This is a genomic window from Streptomyces sp. SID3343 (assembly GCF_009865215.1).
Lineage (GTDB): Bacteria > Actinomycetota > Actinomycetes > Streptomycetales > Streptomycetaceae > Embleya.
On the sequence record NZ_WWJX01001601.1, the window covers coordinates 1 to 23,588 of the forward strand.

Sequence of the window (23,588 nt, forward strand, 5' to 3'; positions counted from 1 at the left end):
ACGCTCCGGCTCGGGGCGGCGCTCGCGACCGCGCGCCTGGGTGACCGCGGGGCCACCCGGGATCTGCTCGACGGGGCAGAGCGCGCGGATCCGGGTACCGCGCACGTCGCTCTGTACCGGGTGACCGCGCACCTCCTGCTCGGCGACTACACGCGGGCCATCGCCGGCCGGCTGACCCCGCAGGCCCTGGCCGTCCTGCCGCGCGGGAGACAGGCCCGCCACCTGCTCGACGTCGCGCGTGCCCTGGCCGGCGCGGGCCGGCGCGCCGAGGCGGTGCTCGCGCTGCTCGACGCCGAGGCCGCCGCGGCCCAGGAGATCCGCTGCCGCCCGGTGAATCGTCGCTTCGTCGAAGACCTGATCCACCTCAATCCCGTCACCGATGGCGACGACTCGCGACTGCGCGCGCTCGCGGCCCGGTGCCTGGGCGGTACGAGTGGATCCGGGCCGGGGACGAGTGGGCCCGGGCAGGGGTCAGCCTTCCCGGAACGGGCATTGATCCAGTAGAAAGAGCGGATCGCCCGACCCGCCCTGTCGGGGAACCCCTTGTTTGGGAGCCGCAATGATCACCATCGTGTCGTTCATGTCGGTACTGGCCGCAGCCGTCGTGGGTTTGGTGGCCCTGATCAACGTGCGCGACAACTCCCGGATGCACCGTCCCGAGGCCGCGGACGTCGGTCGACGTCCGATGGCCAAGCTCAACTGACGCTTCGCGCCCAGCTCGTCCGGCCCCGTCCGGACCTCGTCGGGGCACCGCGCGACGAGCGTCGGCGCGACCGCGTGGGAGGCTGTGCTCCATGGGGTTGTTCACTGTGCCCGAGGCACGCGCGGAATTGGCCCGGCTGAAGCCGGTGTTGGAAGAAATGATCACCGTGCGGGCCGACGCGGCCGAGTTGACGGCCGCCCTGGAGCACGGGGTGGCGCCCAGTGATCTGGGCGGGCTGCCCGAACTCAAGGGCATGCAGGCCCGACTCGACGAACTGATGACCCAGGTGCAGCAGACCGGCGCCGAACTCAAGGGGTTCGCGCCGCTGCTGGTCGACTTCCCGGCCGACCTGGACGGCGTGCCGGTGCTGTTGTGCTGGCTGGAGGGCGACCCCGAACTGGGCTGGTATCACCGGCTCGACCTGGGCTTCGCGGGACGACGCAGACTGCTGTAGGAACTCGCACCGACTCCGGTGGCCCGCCCGCCGTGGCGACTCCCGGTGCGGCTAAAGCCGGCAATTCGGGCGATTGTCGCCCCGGCCGCGTAGCGTTTCCCGGATCGGACAGGGAACGCTGCTTGGAGGTCATCATGACGAACTCCGTTCTGCTCGCCGTCGGCACCCGCAAGGGCTTGTGGCTCGGCCGCTCACGCGCCGACGGGCCTTGGGAGTTCACCGGCCCGCACCACCCGATGACCGGCGTGTACTCGGTCGCGATCGACACCCGCGGCGACGCCCCTCGGGTGATGGCCGGCGTGGTCGACGAGCACTTCGGGCCGATCGTGGTCACCAGCGACGACCTGGGCGCAACGTGGCGCGAGCCCGACCTCGGCAGAATCGGCTTCCCCGAGGACGCGGGCGCCTCCGTCGAGCGGGTGTGGCAGTTGGTGCCGGGCGCGCACTCCGAACCCGACGTGATCTACGCGGGCGTCGAACCCTCCGCGCTGTTCCGCTCCGAGGACGGCGGCCGTTCCTTCGAACTCGTCCGCGCGCTGTGGGACCACCCGCATCGCCCGAACTGGGAGGCGGGCTTCGGCGGTCAGGCCATCCACACCGTGCTCCCGCACCCGACCGACCCGCGACGGATCATCGTCGCGATGTCCACCGGCGGCGTCTACGCCACCGAGGACGGCGGAGCGAGTTGGCATCCCGCCAACACCGGCATCCACGTGACCTTCATGCCCGACGAATACCCCGAGTACGGCCAGTGCGTACACAAGGTGGCCCGCCACCCCGACCGCCCCGACCGGCTGTTCCTGCAAAACCATCACGGCGTCTACCGCAGCGACGACGCGGGCGCGACGTGGGAGTCGATCGCCGACGGCCTGCCCGCCGACTTCGGCTTCACCATCGTCGTTCACCCGCACCGCCCCGACACGGTCTACGTCGTCCCCCTCACCGCCGACGCGCTGCGCTTCCCGCCCGACGGTCTGTGTCGCGTCTACCGCAGCGACAACGCCGGCAAGACCTGGACCGCGCTGTCCGACGGCCTGCCCGACGACTTCTGGACCGCCGTCATGCGCGACGCGATGTGCACCGACGACGCCGACTCCACCAGCCTCTACTTCGGCTCCCGCTCCGGCGAAATCTACCGAGGCCACCACGACGGCGACCACTGGGAACGCATCGCCCAACACCTCCCCGACATCCTGTCCCTGCGCGCGGCGGTGATCCCGGGCTGATTTCGCGGATATATCGCCGACAGACGTCCGTACTGTCGGGGTGGCACGCCATAGTGCTCGAATGACCACCCCGGACCACTTCCGATCCGCCGCCTTGAAGTACGACCGGTCGGGCCCGGTTGCCCAACTGGTGGCGGAGGCCGCGGAACAGCGCAAGCACGTACAGACTGCCTTCCTGCTGGACGACTGGCCGAGCCTTCCGCTGGAGCGCTACGCACTCGGACAAGAGCACAGCGACCCCGACGACCCGCCCTACTGCAAACTCATCGAGTTCCGGACCCCGGCTCTGGGCAGTATGAAAGGGGGAAGTTCGGCCAAACACATCCTCTACCGGCATCACAGCGGCGTCTGGAAGACCGCCAAGCCCCTGCGAGACCTGCCCATCGAAGACGCGTGGGCCCGGTTACGAGGAGAGTTCGTCGCCGGACTGAAGGCGGCGGGAGCCGGTGCCTTCGACCGGATCGACAGCCTGCCGATTCTGCAGTACGGCCCCGCCTTGGTGACCAAAACCCTGACCACCTATTTCCCCGACGAGTTCCTCCCCATCTACTCCGCCGCCCACCTGCGTTACTTCATCGAACTGGTCGGCGGAACTCCCGCCCCGGGGGCGGCGACGTGGCGATTGAATCGCCATCTGCGCACGCTCCTGAGGAGTCGTGACGAAATCGCGGGCTGGCAGCCGGACGAAGTATCGCTGTTCCTGTACGACACCTTCGACCCGCGGCCGGTCATCCCGGACATGGTGCAGATCTCCCCGGAAACGCCCGACCGCTGGGAGGATTGTCTCGCGGACGGCTCCATCCGTATCGGATGGGATCGCATCGACGATCTCGGTCAATATCCCAATGACGAGGAATTGCGACTGGCCCTGGTGGACGCGTATCCGCGACAGGCCGCGCAAAGCGTGCGCTTGGCGGAATCGCTTCGCTGCTTTCGTGACCTCCAACCCGGGGCGCTCGTCTTCGCCAACGAGGGGACGTCGGATCTGCTGGCCGTGGGGACGGTCACCGACGGCTACTCCTACGACGAAACACGTAGCCGCGGTCGACACCGGGTGGCGGTGCGCTGGGACGTCGGTTACGCGCAACACTTCGACACGCCGCAACGGGGCTGGGGCGGGCAGTTCACGAAGGTCAGCCAGCGACTCTGGCAGGACATCCAGTCGCGTCGGCAGGCCGCGAAAACCGGAGAAGAGGCAACAGCGCAGGCGGCGGCCGGCGTGGGCGGCCCCACGCCCGAGTTGCCGCTCGAAGTGAGCCGTGTCCTGAAGGCCTTGCAACGCAAGGGGCAGGTCATCCTCCAGGGCCCACCGGGAACCGGGAAGACTCATCTGGCCTTGAACGCCGCACTCGCGCTCAACGGCCACGCGGACGCGGTGACCGCCGCACCGACCGAACGAGCGCAGGCGATCCGCTCCTTGTTGGACGGTGATCGGGTCGAGTTGGTGACCTTCCACCCCACCTACGACTACGGGGACTTCGTCCAAGCGTTCAAACCGGTCCACGAGGCCGGACAGACCGGTGGGCTTGCCCTGAAGAAGATCGACGGTCTGTTCCACCGGATCTGCACGAAGGCCGCCGAGGACGACGAGCACACGTATCTCGTCGTGATCGACGAAATCAATCGGGGCGATCTCCCGCGCATCCTGGGGGAGTTGGTCACCCTGCTCGACCTGGACAAGCGTGGCCTGCCGGTGACGCTCCCGCTGACCGGCGAGTCGTTCTCGGTGCCGCCCAACGTTCGCATCATCGGAACGATGAACATCGTCGACCACAACGTGGCCGGTGTGGATCGGGCCATCATGCGGCGCTTTGCCCGAGTGGACATGCCTCCGGACAGCAGCGTCATCGCGGCAAGTATCGGCGGGCTCGCGCTCGGAGACTTGTTGGACGCGTTGAACACGCGTATCGCCCGCGCATTGGGCAGAACCTGCTCCCTGATCGGCCATTCGTACCTGATGCGCGACGGTCAACCGCTGGCGACGGACGACGAGTTGAGTGACGTCTACTTCGACGAGATCATTCCCGATCTGGAGCAGCTTCTCTCGTTCGAGGGAAATGTGACGATCGGCGAGGTACTCGGCTCGCTGATGGACTACGGAACCAACCGACCCCGGCGCATGGCCCCGTCGGACCTGGTGGGGGCACTCGCCGATTGGTGTGCGGCGACCGAGTCCGGCCCGCCGATGAGCCCCGATGAGTAGAGCACTCGAGAACATCGAGATATGCGAACACGAATCCCGTGATCTGACCGAGCAGCAACTCACCCCGGCCGACGTGACGTTCCTGCGCAAGTGGGAAGAAAAGACCAAGCGTGCGGCCCCGATCCGCTATCGCGAGTCACGCAAAGGCTGGCTGGTGACCGCTCGGGCCAGGGCCGGCATCCTGGCTCTGGAACGGACCAGGCTCATCCTGCGGCCGAAGGCCGGCTTCGGTGTACGACCGGATCGCCTCCTCGATTGGCTCTCGTATGCGGTGGGCGTCCCGATTCGGCATCCGCTGACCGAGCGCGACTGGCACACGTCGGAACTGGGCTACGCCGGAATCGTCGCCGCAGGACTGGTGGAAGAATGTCGACTGTTGCTGCGCGGCGGGTTGCGGCGCGGGTACGTGCCACGTGCGGTGGTCGAATCCCGGATCCACGGTCGACTCGACGTCATGGCGCAGGTGACCCGACGCTACGGACAGGTGGATCGGATCCACAGCCGCAGCTTCGTACGCGACCCTGACATCTGGGAGAACCAAGTCTGCGCATCGGCGCTGAGGTACGTGGCGCGGTCGACGCCGGACAAGAGGCTCGGTCGTGACGCAGCCGACATGTTGTGGCATTTTCCGCGCGCAGCACCCATGGCGGAGGCGGCGCGAAGGCTCACGGTCGCGCGTTACGACCCTCTCAACGCGCACTATCAACCGGCACACACGTGGGCGCGGTTGTTGCTGAACGGGGGTGGAGTCGAGCAACTGCTCACGGACCAGGGCTTGCCCAACGGCAGCATCGTGATCAACATGGACGTCCTCTGGGAAAAGGCCGTGCGACAACTCTCCGCCGACGCTGCTCTTGCCCTGGGTGGTCACCGCATGCACGCGCTCCCACCGATTCAGGTGAACTACGACGTCACGACGCACCCACCGTTCCGGCCCGACGTGCTGGTCACGTTACCGAGTACCAGAGCGGGCACGGCAATCCCGATCGATGCGAAATATAAGAAACTCGCACATATCGGCCTCGGCTCCGCAGACGTGCATCAATTGCTCACCTACATCGCCGGCCACTGCGATCCGGACAAGGCGCACGCGGTCGTCGTGTACCCGGCGCCGGACGGCCGGATACGCCGCACGATCGAGATCAAGGGGCCCTTCGGCGTGCTCGGCACCATCGAACTGGTGGGCGTCGACACTCGGGAGCCACCGGGGGAGGCGGCGATCGAACAATTGGCGAACGCGCTGCGCAGGGTCAACGGCGGCGCAACGGGGCCGTGAGGGGTGGGCCGCGTCGAGGCGATGCGCCCGGCTGCGGTGTGGCCGCATCGAGCGGCCCGATTCACCCGATGTGGCGGCCGGGTGGTGTTCATGTGTCGGTCATCTTGTGGCGGCGTGCTGATCACAACGGGCCGGCATCGTCGGGTGGACCTGATCCGGTGCCACCGAAACGAGTTGCCGTGCTGCCTGCCGCCGTGTTGTTCGACATGGATGGGACCCTCGTCGACACCGAGCATCTGTGGTGGGAGGCGGTCGCCGACGTGGCCGCCCGGGTGGGCTACGACCTGGGCGAGACCGACGCGGCCGACGTGGTGGGGCACGCGGTCGGGCACACCGCGGGCTACCTGAACACGGTTGTGGCGGACTCGCCGTGCGTGGTGGAGCTTTCCGACGCGCTCGACGCCGCGTTCTCCGCCCTGGTCGAGGGGCGGATCGAGCCGCTGCCGGGGGTCGTCGACCTGCTCGACGGGCTGGCCGCGGCCAAGGTTCCGCTCGCGATCGTGTCGGCGTCGCCGCGACGGGTGGTGGATCTGGTCTCGCGCGCGCTCGGCGCCGAGCGGTTCGCGATCACCGTTGCCGCCGAAGACGTCGCGCGGACCAAGCCGCACCCCGCCCCCTACCTGGTCGCGGCCGCGGGCCTGGGCCTGGCGCCGAACACGTGCCTGGCGGTCGAGGACACCATGGTGGGCATCGCGTCGGCGGAGGCCGCCGGGTGCGCGGTGCTCGCGGTGTCCTCGACCGCGCCGATCAAGTCGGCGCCGGGGCGCCGGGTGGTCGGCTCACTGGCCATGGTCAGGGTCGGCGAACTCGCCGACTCCCTCGTGCTGCAGGCGAATTGACGGACCGTCGGCGCCCGGTGGCGACGGACGGTACGCCCGTGTACGCACCGAGCGTCAGAGCTGCCCGCAGAGCCGGTCGATCTCGGTGATCTCCTCGGCGGTCAGATCCGCTTGGCCCACCGCGGACAGGTTCTGCTCCAACTGCCGGACGCTGCTTGCCCCCACGATCACCGACACCACCCGCTCGTCGCGCAGCAGCCAGGTCAGCGCGAGCTGCGCGAGGGTCTGACCGCGGTCGCGGGCAAGCTTGTTCAGCGCGCGCAGCAGGGCCAGCCGCGCGTCGGTGAGTGCGTCCTCCTTGAGGAAGTGGCCCACCGCCATCCGCGAGTCGTCGGGGATGCCGTCGAGGTAACGGTCGGTCAACAAGCCCTGGGCCAACGGCGAATAGGCGATCAGCGCGGTGCCGGTCTCGCCCACCGCGTCGAGCACGCCGCGCTCGGGTCCACGGTCGAGGATCGAATACGCCGACTGGTTCAACAGCACCGGCGTGCCCAGATCCCGCAGGATCGCGACCGCGCGACGGTGCTGCTCCCCGTCGTAGTTCGAGATGCCCGCGTACAGCGCCCGCCCCGAACGAACCGCCGTGTCGAGCGCGCCCATCGTCTCTTCCAGCGGCGTGTTCGGGTCGTAGCGGTGCGAGTAGAAGACGTCGACGTAGTCCAGGCCCATCCGGCCCAACGACTGGTCCAGGCTCGCGAGCAGATACTTGCGCGAGCCGCCGTCACCGTACGGGCCCGGCCACATGTCCCAGCCCGCCTTGGACGCGATGAACATCTCGTCGCGGTACGGCCGGAAGTCGGCGCGGAAGTGGGTGCCGAAGTTGGCCTCGGCCGAACCGTACGGCGGCCCGTAGTTGTTCGCCAGGTCGAAATGCGTCACGCCCAAGTCGAAGGCCCGACGCAGCACCGCGCGCTGGACGTCGAGCGGCTGGGTGTCGCCGAAGTTGTGCCAGAGCCCGAGCGAGACCGCGGGCAACAGCACGCCGCTGTTCCCGGCCCGGCGGTAGCGCATCGATGCGTAACGGTTTTCTGCGGCTGAGTGGATCATGAGTCCCATCCTCCCCCGTGGCCGCGACCCGCGACACCCGCATTACGCACCGGTGACGTCCGGGGTTGCCGACTCGCACGGTGGGGGTCGTCCTGGCCCCGCACGGCCGCCTGCTGCTCGCGCTGACCTTCACCATCGAGGGTGCCGGGATCACCGAGCACGACGTGATCGCCGACCCCGCACGCCTGGGACGACTCGACCTCGCCGTCCTCGACTGACGGGGCATCCGACGAGGATCGCGACCGAGGCCGAGCCCGAGCCCGACCGCGCCGGCCGGACGGGGGCGGGCCGTGGCGCCGAGGTTCGCGATCCGCCCGCTGCCCGCTGCTCGGGGGCGGCTGCAGGGGTGACTCTTGACACCCCCAAAACGTGCCCATAGTGTCCAGATCAATTCTTTGGCAGGAACAGACGAAGACCACCTGTCGGTGGCTTCGCCGTGCCCTCCCACGCGTTTGCGCTGTCTTGTCGCCGACTGGTCCTTTTCTCAAGGACGGGCACATGGCACAGCAGCAGAGCGTCAGAGGCGTCAAGGACGTCGTCTCGCTCATCGACCGGCACGGGAGAATCTCCGGCCGGGCCAAGGTCATCTGGTTCCTCGTGTTCGGGGGACTCTTCCTCGACGCGTACTCCAACGCCGCCCTCGGTGCCGGTCTGGCGCCGATGACGAAGCAGATGGACCTGAGCAGCACTCAGGTCTCCATCCTCACCGCCACCGCCCCTGCCCTGGCGATCCTGTTCAACCCGATCGGCGGCTGGCTCGCCACCCGCATCGGGCGGGTGCCCCCGCTGCTGCTGGCGAAGCTGTTCGCCCTCGGCGGCGCGGTGCTCGCGGCCAGTGCCGACGACTTCACCGTCGTGTGGTTCGGGCGGGTCCTGGTCGGCATCGCGTACGGCATCGACTTCGCGGTCGCGATGGCGCTGCTCGCCGAGTACACACCGGCGTCCATGCGTGGTCGGCTCAACCTGTGGCAGGGCATCTGGTACATCGCCACCACCGGCAACCTGCTGCTGACCCTGATCTGCTTCAAGTTCGACGTCGGCGCCGACATCTGGCGCTGGTCGGTCGGCTCGGCCGGGGTGATCGCGCTCGCGCTGTTCGTGCTCCAGTTCATGTTCCTGGTGGAAAGTCCCACGTGGCTGGCCACCAAGGGCCGCCTCGACGACGCCACCCGCAACCTGAAGCGGATCTACGGCATCGAGGCCGTCCCCGCCAAGCAGCACGTCGCGGGCGCCGCGCACGACGCCGCGGACGCCGACGAGGTGCCGCCCAACGTCGGCATGAAGCAGGCCGGGATCCTCTTCCGCGGCAAGTACCTCCCGCGCACGATCCTGTCCTCGGCGATCTCGCTCGGTCAGTCCATGCAGTACTTCGCGGTGGGCTGGTACCTGCCCGTGATCAGCCTGGCGATCTTCGGCAACAGCTTCGAGAAGGCCACGATGGGCTCGATGGTGTTCAACGCCTTCGGCATCGTCGGCGGCATCCTGTCCGCGTACTTCGGCCGCAAGCTCGGCCTGCGGATCAGCTCGGCGATCGGCTTCGGCGGCGTCTTCGCGATGCTCGTCCTGATGGGCCTGACCTTCGACCGGGTGCCGACCTGGATCGCGTTCATCCTCCCGGCGATGTTCATCTTCTGTCACTCGGCCGGCCCCGGCGCCAACGGCAAGTCGATCGCCGCGCTGTCGTACCGCAGCGAGGTGCGCGCCATGGGCACCGGCGTGACCGGAATGATCGGCAGCTTCGGCTCGGTCGCCGGCCTGTACCTGTTCCCGCAGATCAAGGACGGGATCGGGCTCGACAAGACCTTCCTCGTGCTCGCCGTCGTACCGCTGCTGGGCCTGATCACGTGCGTGCTCGTCAAGTGGGACCCGACCAGGGCGATCTCCCCCGACGAGGACCCCGACGTGCCCACGCTCACGGTCGAGCCCGCCAAGTCCGCGTTGGTCACCGGCTGAGTGCCGCTCCGGCGAAAGACTCGCCGTCGGCAGGCATTCCATTCACCAACAAAGCGACCGAAAGGGCTGTGATGACGCAGACGTTCCACGACCAAGGACGGCGCCTCGGCATCCTGTCCGTGGACGAGGGAACCACGGGTACCCGGGCCGGAGTCGTGCTGGACTCCGGGACGGTGGCACACGTGGCGTACCGCACGATCGCGGTGCGGCATCCCGACGAGAACTCGGTCGAGCAGGACCCGACCGAGATCTGGACCACGACCCTCGACGTGTGTCGCGAGGCGCTGGCCTGGGCGCGCGCGAACAACGTCGAGATCGCCGCGCTCGCGCTGTCCACCCAGCGTGCGACCGCGATGCTGTGGGACCGGCGCACCGGCCTGCCGCTCGTGCCGGCGTGCGTGTGGCAGGACCGGCGCTACGCCCGGCACCTGCTCGCCTACGAGGACGAGTGGGACGACGTGCTGACCGCGCGCACGGGGCGACCCGTGGGCAGCAGGGCGCCGTTCTACTGGGCCGCGCGGCAGATCGCCGAGGTGCCGGCGGTCGCGGCGGCGTACGAGGCCGGGACGCTCGTGTTCGGCACCGTCGACACGTGGCTGGCCTGGAAGTTCACCGGCGGGGCCGCGCACGCCATATCGGCGAGCAGCGCCGGCTCGGCGGGCGCGTACCTGCTGCGCGAGCACGCGTGGGACCGCGAATGGGTCGAACAACTCGGCTTCCCGCTGGAGTTGCTGCCGGATCTGTTCGCCGACGACGACCACGGCTACGGCAGCACCGACCCGGCGCTGCTCGGGGTCGCGTTGCCGCTGGCCGCGGTGATGGGCGACCAGCACGCCGCGCTGATCGCGCTCGGCGGGCTGTCCGCCGGGCAGGGCATGTGCGTGTACGGGACCGGCACGTTCGTGGACGCGGCCACCGGGAACACCCCCGTGCTGCCCGTCCCCGGCGTCACCGGCGTGCTCGCGCAGCCCGGGTGGCGCCAAGGCGACACCACGCACTTCAGCCTGGAGGCGTACTGCTCGACCACCGGATCCGCGCTGCGCTGGCTGTGCGACGACCTCAAGTTCTTCGCCTCACCCACCGAGATCGGCGAACTCGCCAAGCAGGCCGGGCCCGGCGGGCACGAATGGTTCGTGCCCGCGCTCGCCGGGATCCGCACCCCCGCGTGGCGCCCGCAGGCCACCGCCGCGCTCAGCGGCCTGACCCTGGCCACCACCCGGGCCGACATCGCCCGGGCCGTACTCGACGGCATCGCGCACTCGGTGTGCGACCTGATCGACGGCGTCGCCGAGACCATGCGCGCGCCGTTTCGGCAACTGCGCGTCGGCGGCGGCGTCACCGGCAGCGACACCCTCATGCAGCTCCAGGCCGACATCGTCGGCCTGCCGCTGGAGCGCGCCGCGGACTCCGCGACCGCGAGCCTGCGCGGCACCGCCTACCTGGCGGGCGTCCGCGAGGGCCTGTGGTCCTCGCTCGAAGAGGTGGTCGAGGCGCAACCGCGCGGCCACGTGTTCGAACCCACCACCACGGCCGAGCAACGCGGCGAGCAGCGCAAGGCCTGGCAAGCCGTACTCGCGCCGCACCTGCACTAGCCGTCGGGGCCGCGACCGCGATCCGGCCGCGGCCCCGACCCGGCCACACGTACCACCGCCGGCAGCCCGAAATCGGGCCCCGGACCACCACCAGGAGTTGATGTTGTGATCACCTTGCCCGCCCGCAAGCCTCGGCGTGCGTCAGCGGCGGCCACCAGAGGGAAGCCGCTGCTTCTCGACCGGAGCCGAGCCAAGCGCCGGCTGGCGGACCACGTGTTCGACGTGCTCGTGATCGGCGGCGGTATCACCGGCGCCTACGCCGCGCTCGACGCCGCCTCGCGCGGCCTGGACGTGGCCCTCGTCGAGAAGGACGACTTCGCCTCGGGCACGTCGTCCAAGTCGTCGAAAATGGTGCACGGCGGCCTGCGCTACATCGAGCAGGGCAACGTCAACCTGGTCCGCCACTCGCTCCTGGAGCGCCACCGCTTCCGCAAGAACGCGCCGCACCTGGTGCACCGACTGCCGTTCCTGTTCCCGATCCTGGAGAAGGAGGGCATCTTCGACGCCCGCCTCGCGAAGGGCTTCGAGGGCCTGCTGTGGACCTACGACCTGGTCGGCGGCTGGCGAATAGGCAAACTGCACCAGCGGCTCACCGTCGACGAGGTCCTCGCGCACGCGCCCACGCTGCGCTCGGAGAACCTCAAGGGCGGCCTGATGTACTTCGACGGCCGCGCCGACGACGCCCGCCTGGTCCTGACCATCGTGCGCACCGCCGCCGCGCTGGGCGCCACCGTGCTCAACGGCGCCAAGGTGGACCGCGTCCTCGACGAGCGCGGTCGCGCGTCGGGCGCCCGGATCACCGTGGACGGCGAGCAGCTCGACGTCCGCGCGTCGGCCGTGGTCAACGCCACCGGCGTGTGGACCGACACCGTCGACGCGATGGCCGACTCCGGACACAAGCCGCAGGTGCGACCCGCCAAGGGCGTGCACATCGTGGTGCCGTGGAGCAAGGTCCGGATCGACTGCACGGTCACCGTGCCCATCCCCGGCCGGGCCCGCCGCGCGACCTGCACCCGCTGGGGCAACTCGGTCGTACTGGGCACCACCGACGAGGACTACCAGGGCTCGGCCGACGACGTGCACTGCACGCGCCCGGAGATGGAGTTCCTGCTCGAAGGCGCCAACACCGCGTTCGAGGGCAACCTCACCCCCGACGACGTGGTCGGCAGCATCGGCGGCCTGCGCCCGCTGGTCGGCAAGAAGGAGGGCGCGACCCTCGACATGAGCCGCGACCACCACATCAGCGTCGGCACCGGCGGCATGGTCACGGTGACCGGCGGCAAGCTCACCACCAGCCGGCACATGGGCGAACTGGTGATCGACAAGGTGATGGAGGTACTCGGCCGCAAGGGCAAGAGCCGCACCACCAACCTCGCGCTGATCGGCGGCGCCGGCTACGACGCCGAGGCGATCGCCGCGTCCGGCGGGCTCACCGCCCACCTGGGCGAGCGCTACGGCACCGAATCGCGGTTCGTCTCCGACCTGCTCGCCGAGGACCCCACCCTGGCCGAGCCGATCGTCGCCGGCCAGCCGTACACCAAGGCGGAGGTCGTCTACGCGGCCCGCTCCGAGATGGCCCGCTCGGTGGACGACGTGCTGTCGCGGCGCACCCGCTCGCGCCTGTTCGCCCGGGACGCCTCCGCCGCGGCGGCCCCCGAGGTGGGCCGCATCCTCGGCGCCGAGCTGGGCCTGAGCGACGCCCAGGTGGAGCAGCAGGTCGCGGACTACCTCGCGGCCGTCAAGCACGAAAAGACCGTCCTCCTCGAAGGAGTTGCATCCGCATGATCAGCCGCCAGACCATCACCAACCCGTTCAACCGCGGCGACTACATCGTCGGCGCCCCCACCCCGCCCAAGTGGGCCCGCACCACCCCCGTGGGCGAGGGCGAAGCCTCGCTCCAGAGCGACGTGGTCACCGTCCCCGCCGGCATCGTCGAGCAACTGCGCGGCGCCGCCAAGGCCGTGTACACCGACCGCGACGACGTCGTCACCCGCACCCGCGACTGGTGGGCCGGCACCATGATCGGCGAGACCGACGGCCGCCCGGCCACCCCCGACGCGGTGATCGTCGAGGTCGTCGACGCCGACCAGGTCGCCGCCGTCCTGCGCATCTGCAACGAGGCCGGCATCCCCGTCACCGCCTCCGCCGGCCGCAGCAACGTCACCGGCGCGGCCCTGCCCGTGCACGGCGGCGTCGTGCTCGACCTGTGCGGACTCGACAAGATCCGCTCGTTCGACGCCGAGTCGCTCGTCGTCGACGTCGAGGCCGGCGTGTTCGGCGACCTGTTCGAGAAGACGCTCCAGGAGGAGTACAACGTCACCACCGGCCACTGGCCGTCGGCGTTCGCCGTCTCCACCGTCGGCGGCTGGATCGCGTGCCGCGGCGCCGGTCAACTGTCCACGCGCTACGGCAAGATCGAGGACATGGTCGTCGGCATCGACGTCGTGCACGCCGACGGCTCGCGCGCCACCTACGGCGACTACCCGCGCGCCGCCACCGGCCCGGACCTGCGCCAACTGTTCATCGGCTCGGAGGGCACGCTCGGCGTGATCACCTCCGCGCGCATCCGGGTGCACCCGCTGCCGACCTACGCCAAGGCACTCGCGTTCGGCTTCGACACCTTCGCCGAGGGCCTGGACGCGTGCCGCAAGATCATGCAGCGCGGCGCCACCCCGGCCGTCCTGCGGCTGTACGACAAGCTGGAGAGCGGGGTGCACTTCGGCCACCCCGACACCAACCTCCTGCTGATCGCCGACGAGGGCGACCCGATCCTGGTCGACGCGATGCTCAAGGTCAGCGAGGAGGTCTGCCTCGCCTACGGCCCCGAACTCGACAGCGACGCGGTGTTCGAGCGCTGGCTGCGCGAGCGCATGTTCGTCGGCAAGTCCTCCGACGGCTTCACCCCCGGCCCCGGCTTCGTCGCCGACACCCTGGAGATCGCCGGCTCGTGGAAGGCCCTGTCGGTCGTCTACGACGAGGTCGTCGCCGCGATCCAGTCCGTCCCCGGCACGCTGGCCGCGTCCGCCCACCAGTCGCACGCATACACCGACGGCGCGTGCGTGTACTTCTCGCTGCGCGGCGACGTGGACCGGGCCAAGCGGCGCGAGTGGTACCGCGCGGTGTGGGACGCGGCCAACGCCGTGCTGATCCGCGAAGGCGCGGCGCTCAGCCACCACCACGGCTGCGGCCTGCTGCGCGGCCCCTACCTGGAGGAAGCCCTCGGCGCCGGCTTCGCGACCTTCGTCGGCGTCAAGGAGACCCTCGACCCGACCGGGATCCTCAATCCTGGCAAACTGGGTCTTCCCGGTCGCTTCGCCGCACAGGACGCGCGCTGAGGCGGCCCCGGCCGATCCTCAGGTAGGTCATGAACGCCAGCCAACGCCCCACCACCGGCGCGCCCCGGATGTCCTCGGTCCTGTCCTCGGCGTTCGCCGAGGTACCGGTGATCGCCTCGATCATCGGACCCCAGCGACTGCAGAACTTCCTGGGCTCGCCGGCCTCGGTGTGCATCCTCGCGTCGATACCCGTGGGCCAACTGCCCCGGCTCGTGCCCCTGCTCGGCAACGCCGGCAAGACGGTCTTCGTCAACGTGGACAGTTGCCCCGGCCTCGCGCAGGACAAGGGCGCGCTGGAGTTCCTCAAGGCGATGGGCGCCCACGGCATGGTCAGCACCCGCCTGTCCCTGGTGGAAAAAGGCCGCCCACTCGGCCTGCTGACCATGCAGAAGGTGTTCGTCACCGACCGCAACAACATGCGCCGCAGCAGCGACGCCATCGCCCGCGGCGGCCCCGACCTCGTCGAGGTCATGCCGTCGCCGATCGTCGCCCGGATGACCCCGGAGGCCAAGCGCGCGATGTCGCCGTTCGTCGCGGCCGGCTTCATCGAGACCGCCGAGGACGCGGCGGCGGCGATCGCGCTCGGCGCGGTCGCGGTCGCCACGTCCGACCCCCGGCTGTGGGACCTGCGCCGCGCACACCTCGCGACGTTGGTCCCCGCCCCCACCCCGCCCAGGAGGAGCACCACGTGAGTTACGTCGTCGTCGCCCGCTACCGCACCAACCCCGACGCACAGGACGAGGTCCTCGCCCTGCTCGACGACATGGTCCGGTACTCGACCGCCGAACCCGGGTGCCGCGGCTACCGCGTGCACCAGGGCATCGAGGACCCGCGGGTGGTCGTGCTGTACGAGGAGTACGACGCGGAGGCCGACTTCACCGCGCACTGCGCCTCCGACTACTTCCGCAACATCGTGTTGGGCAAGGTCGTGCCGCTCCTGGAGAGCCGCGACGTCGCGCGCCTGAGCCCGCGGGCCGGCGCGTGAGGATCACCGCGGCCGTCCTGCGCGACGTCTCGCGCGAGCGGCCGTACGGCAGCAGCAGGCCGGTGGCGATCGAGGAACTCGACCTCGGCGCGCCGCGCGAGGGCGAGGTGCTGGTGCGCATCGCCGCCGCGAGCCTGTGCCACTCCGACCTGTCCGTGGTCAACGGCGACCGGGTGCGCCCCCTGCCGATGGCGCTCGGGCACGAGGCGGTCGGCGTGGTCGAGGCGGTCGGGCCCGGCGTGGACCGAGTGGCGGCGGGGGAGCACGTCGCCCTCGTGTTCGTGCCCAGCTGCGGACACTGCAAGCGCTGCGACGAGGGCCGGCCGGCGCTGTGCTCGACCGCCGCGGCGGCGAACGGCTCCGGGGGGCTCCTGCACGGGCCCTCCCTGCTGCGCGACGCGAGCGGCGCGTTCGTGCACCACCAACTCGGGGTGTCCGCGTTCGCCGACTACGCCGTCGTCGCGCAGGAATCGGTCGTGTCGATACCCGCCGACGTGCCGTTCACGGTCGCGTCGATGTTCGGGTGTGCGGTGCTGACCGGTGCCGGCGCGGTGATCAACACGGCCGCGATACGGCCGGGCCAGTCGCTAGCGGTGTTCGGGCTCGGCGGCGTCGGACTCTCCGCCGTGCTCGGCGCCCGCGCGGCCGGCGCGTTCCCGATCGTCGCCGTCGACCCGGTACCGGCCAAGCGCGACCTCGCACTGCGGCTCGGCGCGTCGCACGCCTTCGACCCCGCCGACGCGGTCGAGGCGATCCGCGACCTCACCGGCGGCGGGCTCGACGTGGTGATCGAGGCGGTCGGCAGCGCCCGGGTGATCGCGGACTGCCTGGCCGCCGTCGACCGCGGCGGCAGGGTCGTCTCGGTCGGGCTGCCCGCGCCCGGACGGATGCTGGACGCGGTGCCGGCGCTCGCGTTCGCGGGGGAGGGCAAGTCGTTGATCGGGTCGTACATGGGCGACGCGGTGCCCAGGCGCGACATCCCGCGCTACCTCGACCTGTGGCGGGCCGGCCTGATGCCCGTCGAGCAACTGCACACCGGCACGGTCGCGTTGGCGGACCTCAACGACGCGATGGAGTCGCTCGCGAGCGGCGAGGCGATCCGGCAGGTGATTCGAACGTCGCAGACCCTGCCGTTCGACCTTCCGGGAACGGCGGACTAGCCGGTACCGGTACCGGTACCAAGGGCGCGGGTGCCGGTGCCGGCTGGTCGGCCGTACCGAGTACCAAGTCCGGAAGCGCTTCCCGCTTCAGTACCGGCCCCCATGATCGTCCGCGTCGGACCGGCCCTCCCCGGCACGGCCCGGCGCGGACCTCTGCCGTTGGCGATGCGCCAGCGCCTTCGCCGCCCTGCGGCACCACTCGTCCACCGCCTCGCGGTCGTAGCCGCGCCGCAGGACCGCGAACCGCATGTCCAGCAGCTCGTCGGGGTCCATCCGCACGTGTCCGCGCAGGGCGATGTCGAAGCGCCGCACCAACGCGTCCACGTCGTCCGGTGGACACCCGCGCCGCGCGAGCGCGAACCGCTCACGCTCGGGCCGGCGCACGACCGCGGTCACCACGGCCTCGGCCCGCGCCAGCATGAACCGGTCCACGTACGCCTCGGCCGCCACCGCGTCCTCGATCCCGCGCGCCGCCTCCCGCGCGGTCAGCCGCGCCTCCACGTCGTCGAGTGCCGCGTCCACCTCCTCGACGTCGTAGCCCACCCGCAACCACACCGACGAGAACCGCTGCTCCGGAATCTGATGAGCAGTCAACGGATGCGCCGCGGAACCGTCCAGGGTCGCCCGCACCCGCTCCATGAACGCGTCGACGTCGGCGATCGCATAACCCTCCCGCCACCGCGTCCGCCCGAAGCGCCACTCCATCCGACCCACATCCCCCACTCGGCGCGATCTGCCGGCCAAAGGCTACAACCGCTCCCACACAGTCGTTCGAGGCCAACCAACCGGCGGACAAAGCAGGTTGCCGGGTGCGTGCGTTGCGCGACGCGTGGCCCAAGGCGCAGACCCGAAGCAGCGGGCTTCGGGCGCGGCCCGCTCGCGGGTTACTCGCCGACTCCGGCGGACCGACCGCCCCTCGCGCCACCCACCTACCCGGCGCTCCTCACCCCCGCGCGCTCTCCCCGCCGCCCCGCGCCCGATCGTCGGTACGGCACGGGCGGCCGGGCGGGGATCGTGTTCGAGTCGGACGCCGGGCGGAGAGTTGATCGGGGCGTCGGTCCGGGAGTTGATCGGGGCGCCGGTCAGGGGGTTGATCAGGATCGGCCGGGCGGTTCGAGTTGGATCTGCTTTTCGGCGTCGGTGAAACCCAGTGCGCGGTACAGGCGGATCGCCACGTAGTCCGGGTCGGCGACCATGACGAACCGCCGTGCGCCGAAGTGGGCGACGGCGTGCGCCGCCGCCGCGTGTACGAGCGTGCCGGCCAGGCCCCGGTTGCGGTGGTCGGGGTGGGTGGCGACGTTCTGATAGCGGGCCAGGCCCGAGCCGTCGGTGAACAGACCGAGGCCGGCGACCATGCGACCCTCGTCGAAGGCACCGAACCAACCGCCGAACCCGCCGTCCTGGAGCGTGCGCATCGCGGCCAGCTTGCGCCGGGCGAACTCCCGGTGCGCGGCGGGCGGGAAGTCCTCGTTGGCGGCGCTCTTGAGGGCCAGCGCCTGACGCCAGTCCTCGTCGCCGGCCAACATCCGCACGTCGGCCCGGAGATTGGGCCGCGCCGGCGGTCGTACCTCGGACGCGGTCATGACCGTGTTGGTCGCGGCCGTCAGGTCCGCCGTCGCGAGTTCGGCGGGATCACCGGCCGCCCCGTCCACGCCGTCGACGCCCAGCGCGATGTGACCCGCGTCGGGAAACTCGCGATGGAAGGCACGGACCCACGGCTGCACGGTCCCCGCCGCCGGCGCGCCGGGCAGCAGGATGAAGTTGCCCCAGTGGAATGTCGGGTTGTCGGGCGTGCGGACGACCAGGTAGCGGTCGCGCCGCTCGATCCGGCTGCCTTGGAGGGCCAGGAGCATCAGATCGGTGCGGTAGCCGAGCGACGCCACATGGGAGGCCGGGAGAGACGGATCTCCGGCGCCCGTGTCGCGGGTACGGTCCGACGTTTCGTCCTCGGGACGCGGACCGCCCGGACCGCCCGGGTCGCGTGGGTCGTCCGGACCGCGTGCGTCGTGCGAGTCGTGCGGCCGTGCGAACTCGCCATGTCGTTCCATGCGCGCGATCGTACGATTCGCGCGGACCGCCGCGACAGCGAATACGGCCGCCCGGAGCATCCTCGTGTTCGACACCGGCAACCGGTACATCCCACCGGCGTGGGGTCGGCCATCCGATTGACCTGCGTGGTGCTCTCGTGCTGAAGACGGGCGGGATGTGGCAGGCTCGACGCCTACGCTCCGCGATCCGAAAGCAGGACCATGCCCGGCACGAACCACCTCGCCCAGGCCGAACAAGCAGTACGCGAGGGACGCATGGACGCCGCCGTCAAGCTGTACCTCGACGCAGCGGAGGCCGGCGCCCCCGAGGCCCGGCGCAAGGCCGGCGAACTGATGTTCGCGGGCGGTGACGAGGTCGCCGAGGCCGTGCTGCGCCAAGCGCTCGCCGAGGGCGACGCGCAGGCCGCCGACGCGCTGAGCGAACTCCTCGAGGTGACCGGTCGCCCCGACGCCGCCGTCGACCTGCTCACCGAGCGACACCGGTTGGGCGAGAACCAGTGGGCGCTGCCCATCGCCAACCTGCTCGCCGACGCGCTGGACGAGCCCGAGGCCGCCGAGCGTTGGTACGTCGCCGCGATCGAGCACGGTGACCCCGACGCGCCGAACGACTACGCGGCGTTCCTCCAGGACTTCGACCGCGTCACCGAGGCCGAGGCGCTGCTGCGGCCCGCGGCCGAGGGCGGCGACGAGTTCGCGATGGCCAACCTGGGTCGGCTCCTGCTCAACGGCGACGCCATCGAGGACGGCATCCACTGGCTGACCCGCGCGGTCGAGGCCGGTGAGGAGGACGCCCTCGTCGACCTGGCGGACGCCGAACTCGACGCCGGCCGCAACGACGCCGCCCGCCGGCACATCGAGCGTGCGCTCGACGCCGACATCGACGGCTCGCGCCTGCTGTACGCACACCTGCTCGACCGGGAGGGCGCCGACAAGTCCGAGGTCGAGGCCGCCTACCTCGCCGCGGTCGAGGCCGGTGACGTGGAGGTCGAGGAATGAGGCGCGCGGCCCTCGGCGCGATCCTGGCCGGCCTGATAGCCGTGACCGCGTGCGGGCCCGACGAGGACAAGGGCGCCGACGCGAAGCCCTCGGCGGCGCCCACGTCCACCACGGCTCCTCGCCCCGGCGAGATCCGCGACCAGCGCGCGCACATCTCGTACGTGCTGCCGCAGGGTTGGTACGCCAAGCCGCCGGACAACGTGTTCGGCCTGTACTCGTCCGTCGCCTCCACCGTCGACCCGAACGCGCCCGCGTCGGCTCCCGCGCCGACCCCCACAACGGATCCGACGAAGCCGGTCGCGACGTTCATGGTCGGCATCGTGGACACCAAGGCGTACGTGTCCAAGGAACGCACGATGCCCGAGGTGGCCGAGGCGGTGGGGCGCGCCCAGCTCGAACTGATCTATCCGGCCGAGGCCCAGGACGCCGTCCGGTCCAGCGAGGAGACCCGGGTCGACGGCCGCAACGGGTGGCTGATGGACATCGAGTCCACCCCGGCGGACCACAACGTGCCGCCGTTTCGGCTGCGTGTGACGGTCGTCGACACCGGAACCGTGCCGATCTACCTCCTGACGTCGGCACCCAGCAGCGCGACCGAACGCTTCGCGGAGATCGAGACGCTCGAACGGTCGGTGCGCTTTTGACGATCCGGGGCCGGGGGCGGGGCCGGGGCCGGGGGTAGTCGGTCCGCGCGAGGTCCGCGCCGGGTCCGCGTTCGGTCCGCGTTTCGGTCCGCGCTCGGTCCGCTCCGGTTCTTCGTTCGGCCGTTCGACGGCGAGCAGTCGGCGGTTTCTTTGCCAACCGATCCGCCCGGAAGACGCTCTGATTCGGTAACTTCCAAGTGGTCCACCGATCTTGCCGCGATTCCTACCAGATCGCGGGTGCTCGGCGGCCGATAATCGCAGTTCGGGCCCGTTTCCAGGGTGTATTCGATCACGGTGCTCTCAGCAGCCCGACCGACCCGAGGGGGAGACGTGGCCACCACCGTGTCCAGGACGCGATCGACCGTGCGGCTCGCGTCGAAACCACAGACCGTCTCCGCCGCGCGTGCGCACGTACGCCGCTTCTGCGAGCGCGTCGGTTTCGAGTCCGACGACCCCGTCCGCGTCACCTCGGAACTGGCCTCCAACGCCGTCGAACACGCGGGCGACTACGGCGACTACGAGGTCACCGCGTCGCTGCAAGGCGGCGTGTTGTGGGTCGAGGTCCTCGACTTCCTGCCGTGTTCGTTGCCGTCGCCCGTCGAAGTACTGGAGGACGCCGAGGCCGGCCGCGGCCTGCTCGTGGTCGCCGCCCTCACGCAGCGCTTCCGGGTCGACCTGCGCGGCGCGCGCAAGGCGGTGTGCGCGGGGTTCGAGTCGGACTGAGCGGTCGGTGTCGGCGCCGGCAACACGCGGAAGCCCTCGGTGGGCCCGAGGGCTTCCGCGTACAGGCGGTGGGTTCGGCTGCTTTTCTTGCCTGTCCGGCGGCTTGTGCTACTTCGCCGCGCCCGCTGTCGGTTCCAGGGCGCCGAACACCACCAAGCCGAGCACGACCAGGCCGAGCACCACGCGGTACGCCACGAAGACCGTGAAGCTGTGCGTGCTGATGTACTTCAGGAACCACGCGATCGCCGCGTAGCCGACCACGAACGCGACCACCGTGGCCAGGATCGTGGGCCCCCACGCCGGCGCGGGCCCCTCGCCGATCTTGAACAGTTCCAGGCCGCCGGAGGCCAGTACCGCCGGGATGGCGAGCAGGAACGAGTAGCGCGCCGCGACCTCGCGTCGGTAGCCCATCAACAGACCCGCCGTGACGGTACCGCCCGAGCGCGAGACGCCCGGGATCAGCGCGAGCGACTGGGCAAAGCCGTAGATCAGCGATTCCTTGCCGTTGAGCTTGTCCATGCCCCGGTTGTTGAGCGCGATCCGGTCCGCGAACATCAGGATCAGGCCGAACACGACCAGCGTCGTGCCGATCAGCCGCAGGTCGCGGAACGTCGTCTCGATCGTGTCCTGGAAGATCAGTCCCAGCACCGCGATCGGCAACGTGCCGACGATGATGTACCAGCCCATCCGGGCGTCGAGCTCACCGCGCAACGACGGCGTGTACAGCGACTTCACCCACGTCGTGACGATGCCGGCGATGTCCTTGCGGAAATAGATCAGGACGGCGGCCTCCGTCCCGATCTGGGTCACGGCGGTGAACGCCGCGCCCGGGTCCTCCCAGCCGGCGAACGCCGACACGATGCGCAGATGAGCGCTGGAGGAGATCGGCAGGAACTCGGTGAGTCCCTGGACCAGGCCGAGTACCACGGCCTCGAACCAACCGATCACCGGACGACTCCGAGGGACGAGAAAGAGAAGCGGATCATGCGCGTCACCGTATCCGCGCACGACGGTGCGTCAGGTGGACGCCACATGGCCGGGGATGTACGGATCGGTAACGGGCGTGCCGCGATTCGCGGACGGGGTCGACCTCGCCGAGGCGATGACGGCGCGGCGGCCGGGGCGTGCTCGGCGGGCCGGTGGTTTTGAGAGGATCGGGCCCATGCTCTGTTTCGACTCCGGAGGCCGTGGGCCCGTTCTGCTCGCGCTGCACGGCTCGTTCGGCCGGGGTTCGATCTTCGCCCGGCTCGCGGCGGACCTGGCCGGCGTGGTTCGGATCGTCGCGCCGGATCAGCGCGGCCACGGACACAACCGGCACGCGGGGCCGTTCGGTCGCGAGGACTTCGTCGCCGACGCCGCCGCCCTCGTGCGTGACCTCGACGTCGGCCCGGTGATCGTGCTCGGCCATTCGCTCGGCGGGATCACCGCGTACCAGCTCGCCGCGCGGCATCCCGAACTGGTGTCCGCGCTGATTGTCGAGGACGTCGGCCCGGTGATGCGCCGGCCCGAGATCGCTGATCCCGTACTGGACGTGCGCGGGTGGCCGCGCGAGGCCGTGAGCAGGGCCGAGCTCGATGCCGCGATCCGGGCGCGTGGCGTGCCGGACGCGGCCTACTTCATGCAGAGCGCCGAGCCGGCCGGCGACGGGTGGCGGTTGTTGTTCGACTGGGAGCAGATGGTCGCGGTACAGGCCGGCGGCGTCGGCGACTGGTGGGCCGACTGGCTCGGCTCGTCCTGCCCCGCGCTGGTTCTGCGCGGCGGCCACAGCTCGTTGCTGCCGGCCGACCTCGCGGAGGCGATGGTGGCGCGCCGGCCGGGGGCGACGTTGGTGGAGTTTCCGGACGCCGGGCACTGGATCCACGACGACGAACCGGCCGGCTTGGCTCAGGCGGTGGCGGCGTTCGTGGCCTCTGTCGGCGTTGGTCGGTCGTGAGCGAGGGTTGGTCGTGCGCGTGAGTCGGTTCGTGCGCGTGAGTCGGTCGTGAAGCCGTGAAGTCGAGGCCCTGAGGCCCTGAGGCTTGAGGCCTTGAAGTCCCGAGATCTCGGGGCACGCGCAGGCCGGTCGTTGGGTGATATTCGGTTGCCCGGTGGTGGCGGTGATCGCGATCCTGCGGTCATGAGCCGAGAGGAGCCGCCGGTGAGGCCGCAGGTGAACCCGTACGAGCCCGCGGAAGCGCGCACGAGCCGGCGGATCGACGCGCCTCCGGCCGCTTCGGGTGTTCGGGTGGCGTGGGAGTCCGCGCCCGCGGCTTTGCGTACGGCCGTGGAGGTTCGCCTCGGGGCTCCCGTGGTGCGGGCCGTGACGCAGGTCGGCGGGTTCTCGCCGGGCGTCGCGACGCGGGTGGAACTCGCCGACGGCCGGCGCGCGTTCGTCAAGGCGGTCGGGCCGGAGCCGAACCCGCAC

At 70.5% G+C, this 23,588-nt stretch carries 22 protein-coding genes and 2 pseudogenes; 20 read left to right on the forward strand and 4 right to left on the reverse strand.

All coding sequences use genetic code 11. The annotated features are described in order from the left end of the window. The 7 genes and pseudogenes from GT354_RS50885 to GT354_RS50915 form a co-directional block, all read left to right on the forward strand. Window positions 1-504: pseudogene (locus GT354_RS50885) on the forward strand (hypothetical protein); the annotation flags it as partial. Window positions 505-559: 55 nt separating this feature from the next. After that, window positions 560-703 (forward strand): hypothetical protein, encoded by a 144-nt coding sequence (locus GT354_RS50890; RefSeq protein WP_161365114.1) that lies wholly within the window; start codon window positions 560-562, stop codon window positions 701-703. 91 nt (window positions 704-794) lie between these two features. Further along, window positions 795-1,157, forward strand: coding sequence for a DUF2203 domain-containing protein (locus GT354_RS50895; protein ID WP_161365117.1), 363 nt, complete (start codon window positions 795-797; stop codon window positions 1,155-1,157). Between the two features lie 134 nt (window positions 1,158-1,291). After that, window positions 1,292-2,383, forward strand: a complete 1,092-nt coding sequence (locus tag GT354_RS50900; RefSeq protein WP_161365119.1) for an exo-alpha-sialidase — start codon at window positions 1,292-1,294, stop codon at window positions 2,381-2,383. Window positions 2,384-2,444: 61 nt separating this feature from the next. Then, window positions 2,445-4,586, forward strand: a complete 2,142-nt coding sequence (locus GT354_RS50905) for an AAA family ATPase (protein ID WP_161365120.1) — start codon at window positions 2,445-2,447, stop codon at window positions 4,584-4,586. Then, window positions 4,579-5,862 (forward strand): PE-PGRS family protein, encoded by a 1,284-nt coding sequence (locus GT354_RS50910; protein ID WP_161365122.1) that lies wholly within the window; start codon window positions 4,579-4,581, stop codon window positions 5,860-5,862. Before GT354_RS50905 ends, GT354_RS50910 begins: the two co-directional genes overlap by 8 nt. 179 nt (window positions 5,863-6,041) lie before the next feature. Beyond that, window positions 6,042-6,701 (forward strand): HAD family phosphatase, encoded by a 660-nt coding sequence (locus GT354_RS50915; RefSeq protein ID WP_346012536.1) that lies wholly within the window; start codon window positions 6,042-6,044, stop codon window positions 6,699-6,701. A gap of 54 nt (window positions 6,702-6,755) precedes the next feature. Here GT354_RS50915 and GT354_RS50920 read toward each other — a convergent pair whose 3' ends face one another. After that, entirely contained in the window at window positions 6,756-7,748 is a 993-nt protein-coding gene (locus GT354_RS50920) for an aldo/keto reductase (protein ID WP_161365126.1), read from the reverse strand. Between the two features lie 65 nt (window positions 7,749-7,813). Between GT354_RS50920 and GT354_RS50925 the strand changes: the two genes are divergently transcribed. From GT354_RS50925 to GT354_RS50960, 8 genes are all read left to right on the forward strand, one after another. Next, a complete protein-coding gene (locus tag GT354_RS50925) occupies window positions 7,814-7,966 on the forward strand; it encodes a hypothetical protein (protein ID WP_161365128.1) in 153 nt (50 codons plus the stop codon). 280 nt (window positions 7,967-8,246) lie between these two features. After that, a complete protein-coding gene (locus tag GT354_RS50930; RefSeq protein ID WP_161365130.1) occupies window positions 8,247-9,701 on the forward strand; it encodes an MFS transporter in 1,455 nt (484 codons plus the stop codon). A 71-nt stretch (window positions 9,702-9,772) separates the two neighbouring features. Next, on the forward strand, window positions 9,773-11,293 hold the full coding sequence (locus GT354_RS50935) for an FGGY-family carbohydrate kinase (protein ID WP_161365132.1): 1,521 nt from the start codon (window positions 9,773-9,775) through the stop codon (window positions 11,291-11,293). 105 nt (window positions 11,294-11,398) lie between these two features. Further along, on the forward strand, window positions 11,399-13,078 hold the full coding sequence (locus tag GT354_RS50940; protein ID WP_161365135.1) for a glycerol-3-phosphate dehydrogenase/oxidase: 1,680 nt from the start codon (window positions 11,399-11,401) through the stop codon (window positions 13,076-13,078). After that, window positions 13,075-14,628, forward strand: coding sequence for an FAD-binding oxidoreductase (locus GT354_RS50945; RefSeq protein WP_161365137.1), 1,554 nt, complete (start codon window positions 13,075-13,077; stop codon window positions 14,626-14,628). The genes GT354_RS50940 and GT354_RS50945 overlap by 4 nt, the downstream gene beginning before the upstream one ends. 29 nt (window positions 14,629-14,657) lie before the next feature. Continuing rightward, a complete protein-coding gene (locus GT354_RS50950; RefSeq protein ID WP_161365139.1) occupies window positions 14,658-15,320 on the forward strand; it encodes a glycerol-3-phosphate responsive antiterminator in 663 nt (220 codons plus the stop codon). Further along, window positions 15,317-15,613 (forward strand): antibiotic biosynthesis monooxygenase family protein, encoded by a 297-nt coding sequence (locus GT354_RS50955; RefSeq protein ID WP_161365141.1) that lies wholly within the window; start codon window positions 15,317-15,319, stop codon window positions 15,611-15,613. Before GT354_RS50950 ends, GT354_RS50955 begins: the two co-directional genes overlap by 4 nt. Beyond that, window positions 15,610-16,773 (forward strand): zinc-binding dehydrogenase, encoded by a 1,164-nt coding sequence (locus tag GT354_RS50960; RefSeq protein WP_161365144.1) that lies wholly within the window; start codon window positions 15,610-15,612, stop codon window positions 16,771-16,773. The genes GT354_RS50955 and GT354_RS50960 overlap by 4 nt, the downstream gene beginning before the upstream one ends. An 87-nt stretch (window positions 16,774-16,860) precedes the next feature. Here the strand turns inward: GT354_RS50960 and GT354_RS50965 are convergent, their stop codons facing one another. Together GT354_RS50965 and GT354_RS50970 are read right to left on the reverse strand one after the other, a co-directional pair. Next, the gene (locus GT354_RS50965) at window positions 16,861-17,478 is read right to left on the reverse strand and encodes a DivIVA domain-containing protein (protein WP_161365146.1); all 618 of its coding nucleotides are present in this window, start codon (window positions 17,476-17,478) and stop codon (window positions 16,861-16,863) included. A 389-nt stretch (window positions 17,479-17,867) separates the two neighbouring features. After that, complete coding sequence (locus GT354_RS50970) at window positions 17,868-18,821, reverse strand: GNAT family N-acetyltransferase (RefSeq protein ID WP_237536256.1); 954 nt, start codon at window positions 18,819-18,821, stop codon at window positions 17,868-17,870. A 201-nt stretch (window positions 18,822-19,022) separates the two neighbouring features. Here GT354_RS50970 and GT354_RS50975 point away from each other — a divergent pair, with 201 nt between their 5' ends. The 3 genes from GT354_RS50975 to GT354_RS50985 all read left to right on the forward strand — a co-directional run bounded on the left by GT354_RS50975 (window position 19,023) and on the right by GT354_RS50985 (window position 21,184). Beyond that, entirely contained in the window at window positions 19,023-19,817 is a 795-nt protein-coding gene (locus GT354_RS50975; protein ID WP_161365147.1) for a hypothetical protein, read from the forward strand. Beyond that, entirely contained in the window at window positions 19,814-20,461 is a 648-nt protein-coding gene (locus GT354_RS50980; protein ID WP_161365150.1) for a hypothetical protein, read from the forward strand. The genes GT354_RS50975 and GT354_RS50980 overlap by 4 nt, the downstream gene beginning before the upstream one ends. A 330-nt stretch (window positions 20,462-20,791) precedes the next feature. Beyond that, entirely contained in the window at window positions 20,792-21,184 is a 393-nt protein-coding gene (locus GT354_RS50985) for an ATP-binding protein (RefSeq protein WP_161365152.1), read from the forward strand. A 108-nt stretch (window positions 21,185-21,292) separates the two neighbouring features. Here GT354_RS50985 and GT354_RS50990 read toward each other — a convergent pair whose 3' ends face one another. After that, a complete protein-coding gene (locus tag GT354_RS50990) occupies window positions 21,293-22,129 on the reverse strand; it encodes an undecaprenyl-diphosphate phosphatase (RefSeq protein WP_161365156.1) in 837 nt (278 codons plus the stop codon). Window positions 22,130-22,346: 217 nt separating this feature from the next. Between GT354_RS50990 and GT354_RS50995 the strand changes: the two genes are divergently transcribed. Together GT354_RS50995 and GT354_RS51000 are read left to right on the forward strand one after the other, a co-directional pair. Continuing rightward, window positions 22,347-23,117, forward strand: coding sequence for an alpha/beta hydrolase (locus GT354_RS50995; protein WP_237536257.1), 771 nt, complete (start codon window positions 22,347-22,349; stop codon window positions 23,115-23,117). A gap of 258 nt (window positions 23,118-23,375) precedes the next feature. Beyond that, window positions 23,376-23,588, forward strand: a pseudogene (locus GT354_RS51000) (aminoglycoside phosphotransferase family protein); the annotation flags it as partial.